Genomic DNA, 17184 nt, shown 5'->3' on the forward strand with positions numbered 1-17184 from the left:
GTACGAGCGGTGACGGGTGGGGCGGGAGCCGAGCACCCGGAGCCGGTCGCTCGAATCGTTCCGCGGCTCCGTGGGCTACAACACATCCTAGGCGGGCACTATTCCGCGGGCCCGGGAGTGCCGGTCGTGCCACGCGCCGCTCGATGCAGCAGCCCAGGAAATGCACTCTGACCAGGCTTTTACCGGAGCAGCATCAGCGGCCCAGTCGGCGGAGCACCGGAGCGAGGACGGCGCGCAGCTCCGGCACCCGGAGGAACCAGAGGACCGCGAAGTAGACGAGCGCCATCACGGTGCCGATCGCGGCCATCGAGAGCAGCGGCTCCACGTAGTTCGAGACGGCGAAACCGCCCGCGCGCGTGCCGCCGAGGGCGACCAGGACGCCGTAGCCGGCGGCGGCGGAGGGCACCGCGGCGAGGACGAACTGCGCGAGCCTGACGAGGATCCGCCTGCCTCCGCGGCCGCCGAGCCGGCGGCGCAGGAGGAGGGCCGCCACGAGGGCCTGCACGCAGATGCCGAGCGAGGTCGCAGCGGCGATGCCGACGGCGGTGCGGTCGGCGGGGAGCCGGAGCACGATCAGGTACCCGGCGACCGCCACGACGACCTGCACCAGGGTGAACAGGAACGGCCGCGCTCCGTCGCTCAGGGCGTAGAACGCGCGCTGCATGATGGCGATCGAGGAGAACAGCGGCAGGGCGATCACGTAGGCCATGGCGATCGCTCCGATGGCCTTCGCGTCCGCGAACGAGTCGGTGAAGACGGAGCCGAACGGCACCGCGACCACGACGATCGCGGCGGCGGCGAAGACGAGCATCATCAGCACCAGGCGGAGCGAGGTGGAGACGTCCGAGCGGAACTCCTTCATCTCCCCCCGCGCGGTGTGGCCGCTCATCTTGGTGAAGTACGCCATGGCGATCGAGATCGCGATGACCGAGTGGGGCAGCATGAAGATCAGCCACGCCTTCTGCAGCGCCGCGGCCGAGGGCCCCTCGCCGGACGCGGTGGAGGAGACCTGGCTCTCGACGATGCCGGCGACGATGGTCAGCAGCACCGTGGCGAACGACCACAGCGACATCCGCCCGGCCGTGCCGAGACCGACGCCCCGGAAGCGGAAGTCGGGGCGGTAGCTGAGGCCGACCCTCCGCCAGAAGAGCATCAGGAACAGCGACTGGACGACGATGCCCAGTGTCGCGCTCCCGCCGAGGAGGGTGACCATCGCCGGGGACCACGAGTCGACCGGACGGTTCCCCTCCGGATCGGCGCCGAACAGCACCATGAAGGCGACGAGCCCGGCGATCACCACGACGTTGTTCAGCACGGGCGCCCAGGTGAAGGGGCCGAACGAGCCGCGGGCGTTGAGCACCTCGCCGAGGATCGTGAAGAGGCCGTAGAAGAAGACCTGCGGCAGGCACCAGAACGCGAAGGCGACGGCCAGCTGGTACTGCTCCGGTCCGTAGCCGGGCGCGTAGAGGCGCACGAGCAGGGGAGCGAGGACCGTGGCGGCGATCGTGGTCACCAGGAGCAGGCCGAGCGCCAGGGTCAGCAGGCGGTTGATGTAGCCGCGGCCGCCGTCGGCGTCGAGGCCCGCCCGCACGATCTGCGGGACGAGGACGGCGTTCAGAGCGCCGCCCGCGATGATCGAGTAGATCGTGTTGGGCAGCAGGTTCGCCGTCGTGAAGGCGTCCGCGCCCGGCGCGACCGCGGCTCCGATCGTGTTCGCCATGACGATCGACATGATGAAGCCGAGGATCCGCGAGACCATCGTGCCGGAGGCGAGGACGGCGCTCGCGCGTCCGAGGGAGAAGCTAGCCACGCGGGTCCGATCGCTGGTCGTCGAGATCGGGCTGGACCTCGAGCACGGCGTTCGGGTCCTCCTCGTCCTCAGGGGTGTCGCCTCGACGGCGACGGCGGATGTTGCGGAGGATGCCGGCTCCGAAGACGACGACGAGCGCGATCCCGATGACCAGGGTGCCGACGGTCTCCCAGTCGGCGCGGACGCTGGTCGTCATGCCCGTGGGGGTGCCGATGGGGACGCCCTGCGCCGAGGTCAGCTGCAGGCCGAGGCTCGTCTCGCCGTTGCCGACCCGGGCCTTCACGGGGATGAGGACGCGGCCCTGCGAGCGGGCGTCGATCTCGGTGGTCTCGATCGCCTCCTCGTCGATGTCGAGGACGGCGTTCGAGGTCGAGGCCTGGATGCGGACGGCGATCGGCCAGGGGAGCTCGTTGCGGACGTACACGGGGATGCTCGAGTCGCGGGAGACCTGCAGGATGCTGCCGGTCGCGTCGATCGACACCAGCGAGAGCGTCCGGTCGGCCTCGGTCATGGCCACGCCGACGGCGTCGCCCCAGCCGCTGCCGTCTCCGCGCCAGGTCACCGAGAGCAGCGCCAGCACGTCGTTGCGGCTCTTGCCCGACAGCAGCTCCGGCTCCTGCAGCACGGAGGAGAACGCCTCGACCTCGGAGCCGGCGTCGAGCAGGTCGCGCACCCGGTCGAGCCGCGACTCCGACTCCGGCGAGTCGACGACGCTCGCGCCCTCGGTCGCGGGGACGGCGAGGGCGGTGGAGAGGGCGACTCCGCGGGCCCAGGGCAGCGACTCGATCGCGTCGAGGGTCTCGGAGAGGCGCGCGGCGCCGATCGCCGAGCCGCGACCGAGGGTGAGCACGACGTCCGGCGCGGTCCCCTCCTCCTGCACCTCGGCGAGATCGGTGGCGATCTCGGACATGCGGGCGCGCCACTCGGTGTCGTCGGTGGCAGTCGCGGCCGCGTCGAACGCCTCGGTGAGGCGCGAGTCGGCCACGACCAGGTCCGAGTCGCCGACGGTGGCGCGCGAGGTCGTGGTCACCTCCTCCGGCAGCAGGAGACCGGATGAGGGGACGACCGTGCGGTTCATGCCGCTGGCCGCGTAGACGTCGAGGTCCGACCCCCGGAGAGTGCCCTCGTCGGGCCAGGCGACGCTGCCGAGGGAGGTGCTCCAGTCGGAGGCGAGCAGCGACTCGGTGCTCGGACGCGCCGGCAGGTCCTCGGCCGGCTGGTCGGAGTCGACGGCGACCGTGGGCGCCGGGCTGGCGGTGCCGGGGACCGCGGCGAAGCGGGTGTCGTCGATCGCGTACTCGAAGGAGGTGGGAGAGAGGAGGGCGGAGAGCCCGGCCTGCGCCTGGGCCGAGACGTCGGCGTCGGCGTACGGCAGGGCGAAGCGCTCGTTCGGCACGGACTGCAGCCGGTCGAGCCAGTCGAGGGCCGACTCCGGAGCGGCGCTGCCGAGGATCCGGATCGAAGCGAGGATGCGCGGGTCGACCCCGATCGTGACGCCCTTCCCCGCGACCGCGTCGAGCTGCCGGGTGAGGGTCCCCGTGCCGTCGGTGTAGTCGGCGAGGGCCTCGGCCGAGAGCAGGCCGTCGGCCGTGTCCGGGACGGTGAGCGGGACGAGGACGCTGACGCCGGTCTCGCGCTCCGGGGCCACCGCGTCGTCGGTCAGCTCGACGGCGGTGCGAGCGGTCGAGACGACACCACCCGGACCGGTGACCGTGACGAGGACGGCGTGGGTGCCGAGCGCGGTCCGGTCGTTGGAGAAGGGGATCTGGTCGACCGGCACGGTGAGGCCGGCCTCGGCGGTGCTGGAGGGCAGCAGGCGCAGCTGGGCGGTCGCACGGACCGGGTCGGTGTCGTTGTCGGCCTCGGCGTCGAGCCAGTCGTGCAGCTCCGCGCGGGTGTCGAGGGTGGCGTAGGAGAGGGCGACCGTCACGTCGGCGCTGTCGATCGCCTCGGTGGTGCCGTTGCGCACGGCGATCGAGAGCTCGAGGTCCTGGCCGGGCCGCAGGACGCCGTCACTGCCGGCCCCGGCGGTCGTGGTGACGGTGCCGGGAGCGGGCGTCGAGGTCGCCGTCGCGGCGGCGACCGGGGCCGCGAGGGCGGGGGAGGCCACGCCGGTCAGGCCGAGCGCGAGAGCGGCGGCACCTGCCGAGCGGAGCAGGAGGAGGGCCGCCCGCGAGCGGCGGGAGCGGAGGGAGGGGTCGCGCCGATGCATCGGACTCACTCGGCCTCCATGCGGGTGATTCTACGGGCAGCCCTCCTCGGGGCAGGCGGTGCGTCCGCTGTGCAGGCGGTTCCCCCCCCGTAACCCCCTGGCACGGTCACCCGCTGCCGGGACACCCCCCGCCACTAGGATCGTGCGAATGCACAGCGTCCAGACCGCTCTCGAGACCCTCCGCGCGCTCGCGGGGACGCCCACGGTGACGCGGCTGGCGGAGGCGTTCGCAGCCCAGGGCCACGAGCTCGCGCTGGTCGGCGGCCCGGTCCGCGACGCCTTCCTCGGCCACGGCGTGCACGACCTCGACTTCACCACCTCCGCACGCCCCGACGACATCGTGCGGATCGTCGCTCCGATCGCCGAGGCGCACTGGGACATCGGCCGGGCCTTCGGCACGATCGGCGCTCGCGTGGCCGGCGAGACGGTCGAGATCACGACCTACCGCAGCGACAGCTACGACGGGGTGAGCCGCAAGCCCGAGGTCGAGTTCGGCGACTCGCTCGAGGGCGACCTGGTGCGGCGCGACTTCACGGTCAACGCGATGGCGCTGCGGCTCCCTGAGGTCGTCCTCGTCGATCCCTCGGGAGGAGTGGAGGACCTGCTCGCCGGCCGGCTGCGCACCCCCTCCCCCGCCGACCTCTCCTTCGGCGACGATCCGCTCCGGATGCTCCGCGGCGCGCGCTTCACCTCGCAGCTCGGATTCCGCACCACCGACGAGGTCGAGTGGGCGATGGCCGAGCTCGCCGGCCGGATCGACGACGTCTCGGCGGAGCGCGTGCAGGAGGAGCTGCGGAAGCTCCTCGCGACCGCCTCGCCCCGTGCCGGCCTGGAGCTGCTCGTCGACACCGGTCTGGCCGGTCGCTTCCTCCCGGAGCTGCCCGCGCTGCGCCTGGAGCAGGACGAGCACCACCACCACAAGGACGTCTACACCCACAGCCTCACCGTGCTGGAGCAGGCGATCGCGCTGGAGGAGTCGCGGCACCCCGGAGCCGCGCCCGACGTCGTGCTGCGGCTCGCCGCCCTCCTGCACGACATCGGGAAGCCGGCCACGCGGCGGCTCGAGCCGGGCGGAGCGGTGAGCTTCCACCACCACGACCTGGTCGGCTCCAAGCTCGCGATCAAGCGGATGCGCGCACTGAAGTTCGACAACCAGACGATGAAGGACGTGGCCCGCCTCATCGAGCTGCACCTGCGCTTCTTCGGGTACACGGACGGCGCGTGGACCGACTCCGCGGTGCGCCGCTACGTGACCGACGCCGGGCCCCTGCTCGAGCGGCTGCACATCCTCACCCGCGCCGACGTGACCACGCGCAACCGCCGCAAGGCCGACCGGCTCGCGCACGCCTACGACGACCTCGAGGCGCGCATCGCGGAGCTCGCCGAGAAGGAGGAGCTCGCCTCCAAGCGCCCCGACCTCGACGGCACGCGGATCATGGAGATCCTCGGCCTCGCCCCGGGCCCCGAGGTCGGGCAGGCGTACCGGTTCCTGCTGGAGCTGCGGCTCGAGGAGGGTCCGCTCGACGAGGAGGTCGCGACGCAGCGGCTCCGCGAGTGGTGGGCGTCGCGCTGAGGCGCTGAGCCCGGCCCCGTGCCCGCCTCGCCCTGCACCCGGGGTGGTGCGCCTCGAACGGATCCGTCCGGCGCGTCGCGGCGCTCCTGTTGTAGTCTGTACAGGTTGTCCACGACCAGACGCACTCGCGTCCGCGGGAGTGGGCAGATGCTACATACCCTCCTGTCACGGAAATACCGTGGCCGTTCAGTCCGAAGGAGGTGGGTTAGTGACGCATCAGTACGAGATCATGGTCATCCTGGACCCCGAGATCGATGAGCGCACCGTCGCTCCGAGTCTCGACAAGTTCCTCAACGTCATCCGCACCGATGGTGGATCCATCGACAAGGTCGACGTCTGGGGCCGCCGTCGTCTGGCGTACGAGATCAACAAGAAGTCCGAGGGCATCTACGCCGTCGTCGACTTCACGTCGACCTCCGCCGCAGCGAACGAGCTCGACCGTCAGCTGAAGCTGTCCGAGGCCGTCATGCGCACCAAGGTGCTGCGGGCCGAAGAGGGCATCGCCCAGGTCGCGGCCGCCGCGAAGCTCGCCGACGAGAAGGCCGCCCGCAAGGCTGCCAAGGCCTCGGCCGCTCCCAAGGCGTAGCGCTCATGGCCGGCGAGACGATCATCACCGTGGTGGGGAACCTCACCGCCGACCCCGAGCTGCGCTACACGCAGGGCGGGCTCGCGGTCGCGAACTTCACCATCGCCTCCACGCCGCGCACCTTCGACCGTCAGGCGAACGACTGGAAGGACGGCGAAGCGCTGTTCCTCCGCGCCTCCGTCTGGCGCGAGTTCGCCGAGAACGTCGCAGGAACGCTGACCAAGGGCAGCCGCGTCATCGCGACCGGCCGCCTGAAGCAGCGCTCCTACGAGACGAAGGAAGGCGAGAAGCGCACCAGCATCGAGCTCGAGATCGACGAGATCGGGCCCTCGCTGCGCTACGCGACCGCGCAGGTCACGCGCGCCTCCGGTGGAGGCGGACGCGGCCAGGCCGGTGGCGGCCAGGGCAACGGCGGTCAGATCGGCGGCGGCCAGGGCGGCTTCGGCGGCGGCGGTCAGGGGGGCTCCGGCAACGCCGGCGGCAACCGTGGCGGTCAGGCCGAGGAGCCGTGGGCGCCGAGCGCTCCCGCCGGTGGCGACGTGTGGAGCACGCCGGGCAGCTACAACGACGAGACGCCGTTCTGAGCCTCGGCTCGGACGCTCTCCTCACCTGAATCACGCCTCCCCCGCACCGCGATCGCTCGCGGCGGGGCAGGGGCGAACCAGAATCTAAGGAAACCACTATGGCTGGAAAGAGCAGCGGCGACCGCCGCAAGCCGATCCGCGGCAAGGGCGCGAAGAACGCGGCCCCCGCGAAGTCGGTCCGCGTGGGTGTCATCGACTACAAGGACGTCGCGACCCTCCGCAAGTTCATCTCGGAGCGCGGGAAGATCCGCGCCCGTCGTATCACCGGCGTCTCCGTTCAGGAGCAGCGCCTCATCGCCCGTGCCGTCAAGAACGCCCGCGAGATGGCGCTCCTGCCCTACGCCGGCAGCGGAAGGTAGGTAACGGTATGTCCAAGGTCATCCTGACCCACGAGGTCGACGGACTCGGCTCGGCCGGCGACGTCGTCGACGTGAAGAACGGGTTCGCCCGCAACTACCTCATCCCGCAGGGCTTCGGCGTCGCGTGGACCCGCGGTGGCGAGAAGCAGGTCGAGCAGATCAAGTCGGCGCGAGCCGCTCGTGAGCACAAGACCATCGAAGAGGCCCAGCACACCAAGCAGGTCCTCGAGGCCAACCGCGTGAAGCTGACGGTCAAGGCCGGCAAGGACGGCCGCCTGTTCGGCTCGGTGAAGACCTCCGACATCGCGAACGCGGTGGCGGCGGCAGGATTCGGCGAGCTCGACAAGCGCAAGATCGTCATCTCGAACGCGATCAAGCACGTCGGCGAGCACGAGGCCGTGGTGCGTCTGCGCGACGACATCCAGGCCACTGTGAAGCTGCAGGTGGTCGCGGCCAAGTAAGGCCGCGAGAACGCCGCGGAGGGCGGTGCGACGGGACTTCCGAGTCCCCTCGCACCGCCCTTCGTCGTTCCCGTTCTCCACAGCTCCATCCACATACACCCTCCGGCGGGACCAACCTTCACTGTGGTCTTGAGACTCTTTTCCCCACACACCTGTGGAAAGCAGGAAATGCCTGGTCAAGAGCCGGAAAAAACTTGCTGAGGGCCGCTGATCCCACAGGGTTGTCCACACGTTGCCCACAGTGGGCCCGGCGTTTCCCCTCGGTTCTGCACAGCTCTCTCCACAGGGCGGTTTGCGTGCCGCGGGCGGCGGTCCGTAGGGTGGCGCAGCGCCCCGCGAGGGGTGCGGGCAGGCGCCCGCGCGCCGCTGTCGGAGGTCGCTGGTAGACCGGATCCCGGCACCGGCTCGACCGGACGCGCAGCACCCGACAGGAGGAGGCGAAGGCATGACGATCGCGCACCTGGCGGTACCCGGCTCGGACGGACGGGACGGTCGCGGTGACCGCGGCGAGTCGCGCGGGAACGAGCGGACCCCTCCGCACGACCTCCTCGCCGAGCAGTCGGCGCTGGGCGGCATGCTGCTCTCGAAGGACGCGGTCGCCGATGTCGTCGAGAGCGTCAAGGGCACCGACTTCTACATCCCCAAGCACGAGATCGTCTTCGACGCGATCCTCGCCCTCTACTCGCACGGCGAGCCGACCGACGTCATCGCGGTCACCGACGAGCTCACGAAGCAGGGCGAGCTGCAGCGGGCCGGCGGCGCCGACTACCTGCACACGCTCACCTCGATGGTCCCCACCGCGGCCAACGCCGGGTACTACGCCTCCATCGTCGCCGAGCGCGCTCTGCTGCGCCGCCTCGTCGAGGCGGGCACCCGCATCGCGCAGATGGGCTACCAGGGCGAGGGCGAGGTGCTCGACCTGGTCAACACGGCGCAGGCCGAGATCTACAACGTCACCGGCTCCGAGACGGCGGAGGACTACGTCCCGCTGACCGACGCGGTGACCGTCGCGATCGACGAGATCGAGGCGGCCGCTCACAAGGACGGCAGCTTCACCGGCGTCCCCACCGGCTTCGCCGACCTCGACGACCTGACCAACGGCTTCCACGCCGGGCAGATGATCATCGTCGCCGCGCGCCCCGCGCTCGGAAAGTCGACGCTGGCGCTCGACTTCGCCCGCGCCGCCGCGATCAAGCACAACATGGCCACGATCTTCTTCTCCCTCGAGATGGGGCGCAGCGAGATCGCGATGCGCCTCCTCTCGGCCGAGGCGTCCGTGCCGCTGCAGCACATGCGCAAGGGCACGGTCGACCAGCGCGACTGGACGACCATCGCCTCCACCCGCGGCCGGATCAACGACGCGCCGCTCTACATCGACGACTCGCCCAACATGACCCTCGTCGAGATCCGGGCGAAGTGCCGCCGGCTCAAGCAGCGGGTCGGGCTCAAGATGGTCGTCATCGACTACCTGCAGCTGATGACCTCCGGCAAGAAGGTCGAGAGCCGCCAGCAGGAGGTCTCGGAGTTCTCCCGTGCCCTCAAGCTCCTCGCGAAGGAGCTGCAGGTGCCGGTCATCGCGCTCTCGCAGCTGAACCGAGGCCCCGAGCAGCGCGCCGACAAGCTCCCCGCCATCTCGGACCTCCGCGAGTCCGGCTCGATCGAGCAGGACGCCGACATGGTGATCCTCCTGCATCGCGAGAGCGCCTACGAGAAGGACAACCCGCGCGCGGGCGAGGCCGACCTCATCGTCGCCAAGCACCGCAACGGCCCGACCCGCACGGTCACTGTGGGCTTCCACGGCCACTTCTCGCGCTTCGCCGACATCCCGGCGGTCTGACGTGACAGGCGCCGCTGCCGTTCCCGAGCCCGTCGACGTCCCGCTGGGCGGCGGGTCGATCCGCCTGGGCCAGTTCCTCAAGTTCGCGGGGATCCTCTCGGGCGGCGAGGCCAAGGAGGCGGTCGCCGAGGGGATGGTGACCGTCAACGGCGAGGTGGATCTGCGCCGCGGGCGCCAGCTCGCCGTCGGCGACGTCGTCGGGTTCGATCGGAACCGCTTCCGCGTCTGCGAGTGAGGGCGGCCGCCCCTCGGCGGTGCGATCGGCCGAGACGCCGCGGAACGGATGAGACGCCGCTCAGAGGCGGCCGCGTCGGCGTGTTGAGCGGTGGCTCGGCGCACACTGGCTCCTGGACATCCCGGGACGACAGGAGACGCGCGTGCAGCTCGGCATTCACTTCATGAACTTCACCCTTCCGGGCGGAAGCGCGGGGATCGCGCCGATCCTCGGAGCGACCGCGCGGACGGCCGAGGACGTCGGCTGCGCCTGGTTCACGCTGATGGACCACTACTTCCAGATGGAGCACTTCGCGACGAGCGAGGATCCGATGCTCGAGGGCTACACCTCGCTCGGCTTCGTCGCCGGCCGGACGGAGCGGATGCGGCTGGGGCTCCTCGTCACCGGCGTGACGTACCGCCATCCGGGACTGCTCGCGAAGATCGTCACCACCCTCGACGTGCTCTCCGGCGGGCGCGCGATGCTCGGCATCGGCGCCGCCTGGTACGAGCGCGAGCACCTCGGGCTCGGCGTGCCCTACCCGCCGCTGAAGGAGCGGTTCGAGCGGCTGGAGGAGACGCTGCGGATCTGCCGTCAGATGTGGAGCGATGACGACGGGCCGTTCGAGGGGACGCACTACCGGCTGGCCGAGACGCTGAACCACCCGGCGCCGATCCAGCAGCCCGGCCCGCCCATCCTCATCGGCGGCGGCGGAGAGAGGAAGACGCTGCGGCTGGTCGCGCAGTACGGCGACGCCTGCAACCTGTTCGGCACCGGCGCGGACGACGTGGCGCACAAGCTCGACGTGCTGAAGCGGCACTGCGACGACCTCGGGCGCGACTACGCGACGATCACGAAGACCATCACCGGGGGCGGCGATCCGATCGGCGACCCCGACGGCTTCGTCCGCGCGATGGAGGAGTACGCGGCGCTGGGGATCGACCACGTGCAGCTGGCGCCGGCCGGGCCGGATCCGGAGGGGTACGTCGCCCGGCTGGGCGAGGGCGTGATCGAGCGGGTGGCGGCTCTCGGCTGAGGGCTCCCGGGCCGCGCGGCACCCGGACCGGCGCCGGTGCCGCGGGCGTCACCGCTGATCCGCTCCGCCGGCCGGGTCCGCCGTCACCGGCGCGAGGACTCCAGTGGCGGCCATGTCCCGGGTCGGGGGACGCCGTCGGCGGATCCTGCCCCCCCGTCAGGGTCGCGGCGTAGACGCGGGCGAGGAGCGCGACCTACGGTTCGAGCCTCCCACCTCGGGTTGTTGAGCTCACGCTGACGTGGGCAGATCGCTGGCCTCATGCCGCACGTGTCCTCTCGCACCTCGCTCCGCCGTCATCGGCAGGACCGCAGAAGAGGGGCGATCGGGACGGGTGTCGTCCTCGCCGTCGTGGGCGCCGCGCTCTTCGCCGGCGTCTCGGCGCAGGCGGCCACTGCTCCCGACCTCGGCACGGCGGAGGACTACTCGGTCCTGGCCGCGTCGACCGTGACGAACACGGGGTCGAGCGTCCTGGACCAGAGCGTCGGGGTCAGCCCGCTGACCGCCGTCACCGGGTTCCCGCCCGGACGGACGGACGGAGTGATCCACCGCGGAGACGCGGAGGCGGCTCAGGCCCAGGCCGACGTGGGCACCGCCTACGGACAGCTCGCCTCGCAGGCGACGACCGCGCAGATCGGCGCCGAGATCGGCGGCAGCACGCTGAAGCCCGGGGTCTACACCGCGGCCGGACCGGTCGGAGTGACGGGGACGCTCACGCTCGACGCCGAGGGCGTCAACGAGGCGGTCTTCGTGATCCGCGCCGCGTCGACGCTGACGACGGCCTCGTCGAGCACGGTGGCCCTGATCAACGGAGCGCAGGCCTGCAACGTCTACTGGCAGATCGGCAGCTCCGCGACGCTCGGCACCGACTCGGACTTCGTGGGCTCCGTGCTCGCCTCGGCCTCGATCACGGTGACGACGGGCGTCTCCGTCGAGGGCCGCGCACTGGCCCGCACGGGAGCGGTCACGCTCGACTCCAACGACTTCACCGAGCCGGGCTGCGAGCCCTCCGACGGCGGACCGTCGCCGACGGCTACGCCGACCGTGACGCCGACGGTCACGCCGACCGTGACGCCGACCGTGACGCCGACGGTCACGCCGACCGTGACCCCGACGGTCACGCCGACCGTGACGCCGACCGTGACCCCGACGGCACGCCGACCGTGACGCCGACCGTGACCCCGACGGTCACGCCCACCGTGACGCCGACGGTCACGCCCACCGTGACGCCGACGGTCACGCCGACAGTCACACCGACCGTGACGCCCACGGTCACGCCGACGGTGACCCCGACCATCACGCCGACCGTGACCCCGACGGTGACCCCCACCGTCACGCCGACCGTGACGCCGACGGTCACACCCACTGTCACGCCGACCGTGACTCCCACCGTCACCCCGACGGTGACTCCCACCGTCGTGCCGACGGTGACTCCGACGGTGACTCCCACCGTCGTGCCGACGGTGACTCCGACGGTGACTCCGACGGTGACTCCGACGATCGCGCCCACCGTGGCTCCGACGGTGACTCCGACGATCGCGCCCACCGTGGCTCCGACGGTGACTCCGACGATCGCGCCCACCGTGGCTCCGACGGTCACGCCGACGACCACGCCGACGGTGACCCCGACCGTGGCTCCGACGGCGACTCCCACCACCACGCCGACGGCGACCCCCACCCCCACGCCGACCGCGACGCCCACGGCCTCGCCCACTCCGACCGCGACCACAGCGCCGCGACCGGCGCCCTCCTACGCCGCGGTCGTTCCCGTGTCCGGGTCGAACGGTCCCCGCGGTCCGGCTCTCGCCTCGACCGGAGTGGACGCCGCAGCGACGGCGACCGCCGGAGTGCTGGGCCTGCTCGCCCTGCTCGCCCTGCTCGGCGGCGGTCTGATGCTCCTCACCCTCCGACGCCGCGGTGAACGCACCGGGAGCTGATCCCGGCTGATCACCGGCAGCTGATCACCGCCAGGCCGTGCGCCGGACTCCCGAGGGGTCCGGCGCACGTCTGCGCCCACGATCGCGCTCCGCCCGTCCCTCCGGTGTCCTCGCCGATGCGCGCTGGCCCGCTCGTGCGTCGAGACGCCGCTCCGAGCGTCGGGACACCGCTGAGCAGGCGGTGTCCTCCGCGTTCTCGCGGAGGGCGGGGGCGTCAGCCGGAGGACTCCCGCGGCACGAAGCGGACGGGCATGGCCTGCACGCCCGCGGTCGGACGTCCGTGGATCGCGTTCGAGAGCTCCTCCGCGGCGGCGCGGCCGAGCGTGTCGAGCATCATGTCGATGCTCGAGAGCGGCGGGCGGGCGGCCTCGACGAGGAGGTCCCAGTTGTCGAAGCCGACGACGGCCACGTCCTGCGGAACCCGCCGACCGGTCTCGCGCAGGTGGTCGAGGGTGCCGCGGGCGATCTGGTCGCTCGCGCAGATGATCGCGTCGAGGTCCGGATGCGCGCGCAGCAGCGTCTCGGCGCACTGGCGGCCCCAGCTCTCGGACCACTGCCCGAAGAGGACGCCGCCGCCGACCAGCGGCAGCCCCGCCTCCGTCAGCGCCTGCTCGACGCCCCGGGCGCGGTCGTGGGCGGCGGTGTAGCTCGGCTCGCCGTTGACGAGGGCGATCCTCGTCCGTCCGCGCTCGATCAGGTGGCGGGCGGCGAGGACGCCGGCCTGCACGTTGTCGGGCGTGAAGGAGGAGTCGCGCGGATCCTCCGAGGGCGCATAGGCGTAGACGACCGGCACCGGGATGGTGCGCGTGATCGAAGGGCGCGGGTTCGTCGTCCGGCCGAGCACCACGATCCCGTCGACGCGCTTGGCGAGCAGATTCTTGATGTGGTGCTGCTCGCGGATCGAGTCGCCGCGGGCGTCGCAGAGGAGCACCGACGTCGATCCTGCGCCGAACGCGTCCTCGGCGCCGAGCAGCACGGGGAGCACGAAGCGGTTGTCGAGATCGTTGGTGAGCATCCCGATGGTGCCCGTGCGCCGGGAGTTGAGGGCCTGCGCGAACGGGTTCGGGGTGAAGGAGAGGGCCTCGGCGGCGTCCAGCACGCGCTGGCGGGTCTCGGCGCGCACCTGGTCGCGGCCGTTGAGCGCCTTGGAGGCGGTGGCGATCGAGACGCCGGCGGCGGCCGCCACGTCGGTGAGCGTGATGGTGCCGGTGGGCTTGCGTGGTGGCACCGCGCCTCCGTTCCGGGCCCGGCGGGCCGCCGCGTCGATCCTCGCACGACTCCGGCGAAAAACCGAAAAGACCGAAAAGGTCGCATCTCTTGACGCGCTGACCGCCCCTGCTTAGGTTTACCCGACAGAAAGTAGTTTCGGCCCGGCGTAGACGATCGGGACGACTGCCGAGGAATCCATCAACGACGAAGGGATCATCCGTGAAGACGAGGAAGCACGCTCGGGGCCTCGCCGCCGCCGTCCTGCTGGGGACGGCCGCCGCCGCACTGACCGGCTGCGCGAGCGGCTCCGGGGGAGACTCCGGCTCCGCCGCGGGAGGCAGCTACACGTTCTGGGACCCGTACCCCCAGTTCGACGAGTCGTCCGACTGGGCGAAGCTCATCGACTCCTGCGGGACCGAGGCCGGCGTCACCGTCGAGCGCACCGGCTACGACACCACCGACCTGACCAACAAGGCGCTGCTCGCCGGCCAGCAGGGCAACTCGCCCGACCTCCTGCTCGTCGACAACCCCGTGGTCTCGACGCTCGCGGAGTCGGGCATCCTGACCACGACCGCCGAGTCCGGGCTCTCCACCGACGGGATCGACGCGAACATCCTCGCGGCCGGCCAGACCGGCAGCGACACCTTCGGCGTGCCGATCGGCGCCAACACGCTCGCGCTGTACTACAACAAGGCCGTGCTCGAGAAGGCCGGCGTGGACGCCGCCTCCATCACCGACTGGGCCGGGCTGACCGACGCGCTCGAGGAGGTCACCGCCTCCGGTGGCAAGGGCATCACGTTCTCCGGCATCGGCACGGAGGAGGGGACCTTCCAGTTCCTGCCGTGGTTCTGGGGCTCCGGCGCCGAGCTGACCGACCTCGACTCGCCCGCCGCGGTCGACGCCGTCTCGCTCTGGAGCGACTGGCTGGAGAAGGGCTACGCGCCCAACTCCGTGATCGGCAACACGCAGACCACGAGCTGGCAGGAGTTCGAGACCGGCGAGTACGCGTTCGGCGAGAACGGCACCTGGCAGCTGGCCAACGCGAAGGCCTCGGGCATCGACTACGGCGTCCTGACCATCCCGTCGAAGGACGGCGGAGCGGCCCCCGCACCGACCGGAGGCGAGTTCCTCACCCTCCCGGTGCAGTCGGACACGGCGCGCTACGAGACCTCGAAGCAGATCGCCGAGTGCCTGACCTCGACGGAGAGCCTGGTCACGACCGACAACACGCTCTCGTACATCGCGCCGACGGCCGAGGCGCAGCAGGAGCAGGTCGCCGGCAACGCCGACCTCGAGCCGTGGGTCACCGCCGTGCAGGCCGCGAAGGGCCGCACCTCGGACGACCTCGGCACGAAGTACCCGAAGATCTCGGAGCAGCTGTGGGGCGCGGTGCAGACCGTGCTCAGCGGCTCGCAGTCTCCCGAGGACGCCCTGAAGGCCGCCCAGTCGGCCGCCGAATCCGCCACGAAGTAGGACGACCGGGGGCTCCCGCTCCCCGAACGAGGTCCCCCCGGCCGGTGCTCCGCGCACCGGCCGGGGGGACGGGAGAGACCATGACCACTGCCACCGAGACCGCCCGCCTCCTGCGGCGCGGCACCGAGCCGCCGGCCCCGCCCGCCCCGGCCGCCGAGAGCCGTCGGCGCCGCCGGCGCCCCGAGGGCGGCCGCCTGGTCGCGTGGGCGTTCCTCGCCCCGCTCGTCGCCTACCTGCTCGTCTTCTACGCGTTCCCGCTCTACCGCAACCTCGAGCTGAGCCTGAAGGACTACACGGTCCGCTCGTTCGTGCAGGGGAACGCGCCCTTCGTCTGGTTCGACAACTACGTCCAGGTGTTCCAGGACGCGACCTTCGGCCCGGCGCTGCTGCACACGGCGGTCTTCACCGGCGTCTCGCTCCTCTTCCAGTTCACGCTGGGGCTGGCGCTCGCCGTGTTCTTCTACCGCCGCTTCCCGCTGGCGAGCACGCTCCGGGCGCTGTTCCTGGTGCCGTGGCTCCTGCCGCTGATCGTCTCGGCCTCGACCTGGTCGTGGATGCTCAACAGCGACTCCGGCATCGTGAACGCGTTCCTGGAGTCGTTCGGGATCGGCCAGATCAACTGGCTCACCTCGCCGACCACCTCGCTGATCGCGGTCCTGATCGCGAACATCTGGATCGGCATCCCGTTCAACCTGGTGATCCTCTACTCCGGCCTGCAGAACATCTCGCAGGACCTCTACGAGGCGGCCTCGCTCGACGGCGCGACCGGCGCCCAGCAGTTCTGGCGGATCACGCTGCCGCTGCTGCGGCCGGTGTCGGCGATCACGATCCTGCTCGGCCTCGTCTACACGCTGAAGGTGTTCGACATCATCTGGATCATGACGAAGGGCGGCCCCGCCGACTCCTCGACCACGCTCGCCACCTGGACGTACCAGCTCGGCTTCGGCTCGATGCTGCCCGACTTCGGACCGGCCGCGGCCGTCGGCAACCTGCTGATCATCCTGGCCCTCGTCTTCGGCCTCGTGTACATCCGGGTCCAGCGGAAGCAGGCCGACTCGTGACCGCCCGCCGCCCCTGGTACCTGACGGTGGTCGGGATCGCCCTCACGGCGGTCATGCTGTTCCCCGTCTACTGGATGATCAACGTCTCCCTCACTCCGACCGGCTCGATGCGGAAGGATCCGCCGGACTGGTTCCCGTTCTCGCCCACGTTCACTGGCTACCAGGCGGTGCTGAGCGAGCAGCTGCCCTACCTGGGCACCAGCCTCGTCGTCGGCCTCGGCACGGTGCTGCTGACCGTGGCGATCGCCGCTCCCGCCGCCTACTCGCTGGCGAAGCTGCGGCCCCGCGGCGGGCAGGCCCTCTCGTTCGTGCTGCTGATCGCGCAGATGATCCCGGCGATCATCATGGCGATGGGCTTCTACGCCATCTACCTCAACCTGGGGCTGCTCAACTCGATCCCGGGCCTGATCGTGGCCGACTCCACCATCGCGGTGCCGTTCGGCGTGCTGATCTTCACGGCCTTCATGTCGGGGATCCCCGACGAGCTCACCCAGGCGGCCCGGATGGACGGAGCGAGCGCCTGGCGCACCTTCACCTCGGTGATCATGCCGATCAGCCGCAACTCCGTCGTCACCGTCTCGCTGTTCGCGTTCCTCTGGGCCTGGTCGGACTTCATCTTCGCCTCGACGCTCGACAGCGGCGGCAAGCTTCAGCCGATCACCCTCGGCATCTACAAGTACATCGGCAACAACAACCAGGAGTGGAACTCGATCATGGCGACCGCCGTGGTCGCCTCGCTCCCGGCCGCCGTCCTCCTCGTCGTCGCCCAGCGGTATGTCTCGGCGGGAGTCACCGCCGGCGCCGTCAAGGACTGACCCGTCCCTCCAAGGAGACA

General features: G+C 71.2%; 16 protein-coding genes. 12 read left to right on the plus strand and 4 right to left on the minus strand.

Translation table 11 applies throughout. From position 1 onward, the window contains the following. Positions 1 to 193: 193 nt before the first annotated feature. Together murJ and C5C37_RS05005 are read right to left on the minus strand one after the other, a co-directional pair. On the minus strand, positions 194 to 1810 hold the full coding sequence (gene murJ / locus C5C37_RS05000) for a murein biosynthesis integral membrane protein MurJ (RefSeq protein WP_258063253.1): 1617 nt from the start codon (positions 1808 to 1810) through the stop codon (positions 194 to 196). Beyond that, complete coding sequence (locus C5C37_RS05005) at positions 1803 to 4022, minus strand: DUF6049 family protein (RefSeq protein WP_104338559.1); 2220 nt, start codon at positions 4020 to 4022, stop codon at positions 1803 to 1805. Before C5C37_RS05005 ends, murJ begins: the two co-directional genes overlap by 8 nt. A gap of 148 nt (positions 4023 to 4170) precedes the next feature. Here C5C37_RS05005 and C5C37_RS05010 point away from each other — a divergent pair, with 148 nt between their 5' ends. The 9 genes from C5C37_RS05010 to C5C37_RS05050 all read left to right on the plus strand — a co-directional run bounded on the left by C5C37_RS05010 (position 4171) and on the right by C5C37_RS05050 (position 11836). Then, positions 4171 to 5595, plus strand: coding sequence for a CCA tRNA nucleotidyltransferase (locus C5C37_RS05010; protein WP_104338560.1), 1425 nt, complete (start codon positions 4171 to 4173; stop codon positions 5593 to 5595). Positions 5596 to 5803: 208 nt separating this feature from the next. After that, positions 5804 to 6181: a 30S ribosomal protein S6 gene (gene rpsF / locus C5C37_RS05015; protein ID WP_068207796.1), complete on the plus strand. Its 378-nt coding sequence runs from the start codon at positions 5804 to 5806 to the stop codon at positions 6179 to 6181. A gap of 5 nt (positions 6182 to 6186) precedes the next feature. Further along, entirely contained in the window at positions 6187 to 6765 is a 579-nt protein-coding gene (locus tag C5C37_RS05020; RefSeq protein ID WP_104222691.1) for a single-stranded DNA-binding protein, read from the plus strand. Between the two features lie 98 nt (positions 6766 to 6863). Next, a complete protein-coding gene (rpsR, locus tag C5C37_RS05025; RefSeq protein ID WP_055784551.1) occupies positions 6864 to 7124 on the plus strand; it encodes a 30S ribosomal protein S18 in 261 nt (86 codons plus the stop codon). Positions 7125 to 7132: 8 nt separating this feature from the next. After that, complete coding sequence (gene rplI / locus C5C37_RS05030; protein ID WP_104222692.1) at positions 7133 to 7585, plus strand: 50S ribosomal protein L9; 453 nt, start codon at positions 7133 to 7135, stop codon at positions 7583 to 7585. 445 nt (positions 7586 to 8030) lie between these two features. Next, positions 8031 to 9422: a replicative DNA helicase gene (gene dnaB / locus C5C37_RS05035; protein WP_104225797.1), complete on the plus strand. Its 1392-nt coding sequence runs from the start codon at positions 8031 to 8033 to the stop codon at positions 9420 to 9422. A gap of 1 nt (position 9423) precedes the next feature. Next, positions 9424 to 9657 (plus strand): RNA-binding S4 domain-containing protein, encoded by a 234-nt coding sequence (locus tag C5C37_RS05040; RefSeq protein ID WP_104247028.1) that lies wholly within the window; start codon positions 9424 to 9426, stop codon positions 9655 to 9657. Positions 9658 to 9799: 142 nt separating this feature from the next. After that, positions 9800 to 10672, plus strand: a complete 873-nt coding sequence (locus C5C37_RS05045; RefSeq protein WP_181127373.1) for an LLM class F420-dependent oxidoreductase — start codon at positions 9800 to 9802, stop codon at positions 10670 to 10672. Positions 10673 to 10939: 267 nt separating this feature from the next. Beyond that, a complete protein-coding gene (locus tag C5C37_RS05050) occupies positions 10940 to 11836 on the plus strand; it encodes an ice-binding family protein (RefSeq protein ID WP_258065774.1) in 897 nt (298 codons plus the stop codon). On the opposite strand, the gene C5C37_RS17410 is transcribed toward C5C37_RS05050, so the two are convergent. After that, on the minus strand, positions 11787 to 12398 hold the full coding sequence (locus tag C5C37_RS17410) for a hypothetical protein (RefSeq protein ID WP_181127374.1): 612 nt from the start codon (positions 12396 to 12398) through the stop codon (positions 11787 to 11789). The two genes, C5C37_RS05050 and C5C37_RS17410, sit on opposite strands and share 50 nt — an antisense overlap. 422 nt (positions 12399 to 12820) lie before the next feature. Then, positions 12821 to 13834 (minus strand): LacI family DNA-binding transcriptional regulator, encoded by a 1014-nt coding sequence (locus C5C37_RS05060; RefSeq protein ID WP_104237753.1) that lies wholly within the window; start codon positions 13832 to 13834, stop codon positions 12821 to 12823. Between the two features lie 200 nt (positions 13835 to 14034). Here C5C37_RS05060 and C5C37_RS05065 point away from each other — a divergent pair, with 200 nt between their 5' ends. The 3 genes from C5C37_RS05065 (at position 14035) to C5C37_RS05075 (ending at position 17164) form a co-directional block, all read left to right on the plus strand. Beyond that, positions 14035 to 15288, plus strand: coding sequence for an extracellular solute-binding protein (locus tag C5C37_RS05065; protein WP_104262569.1), 1254 nt, complete (start codon positions 14035 to 14037; stop codon positions 15286 to 15288). Positions 15289 to 15368: 80 nt separating this feature from the next. Next, entirely contained in the window at positions 15369 to 16349 is a 981-nt protein-coding gene (locus tag C5C37_RS05070; RefSeq protein ID WP_104247032.1) for a carbohydrate ABC transporter permease, read from the plus strand. Further along, complete coding sequence (locus C5C37_RS05075; RefSeq protein WP_104222699.1) at positions 16346 to 17164, plus strand: carbohydrate ABC transporter permease; 819 nt, start codon at positions 16346 to 16348, stop codon at positions 17162 to 17164. The genes C5C37_RS05070 and C5C37_RS05075 overlap by 4 nt, the downstream gene beginning before the upstream one ends. The last annotated feature ends 20 nt before the right edge of the window (positions 17165 to 17184 follow it).

Origin of the sequence: Rathayibacter sp. AY1F9 (assembly GCF_002932155.1) — a bacterium.
Lineage (GTDB): Bacteria > Actinomycetota > Actinomycetes > Actinomycetales > Microbacteriaceae > Rathayibacter.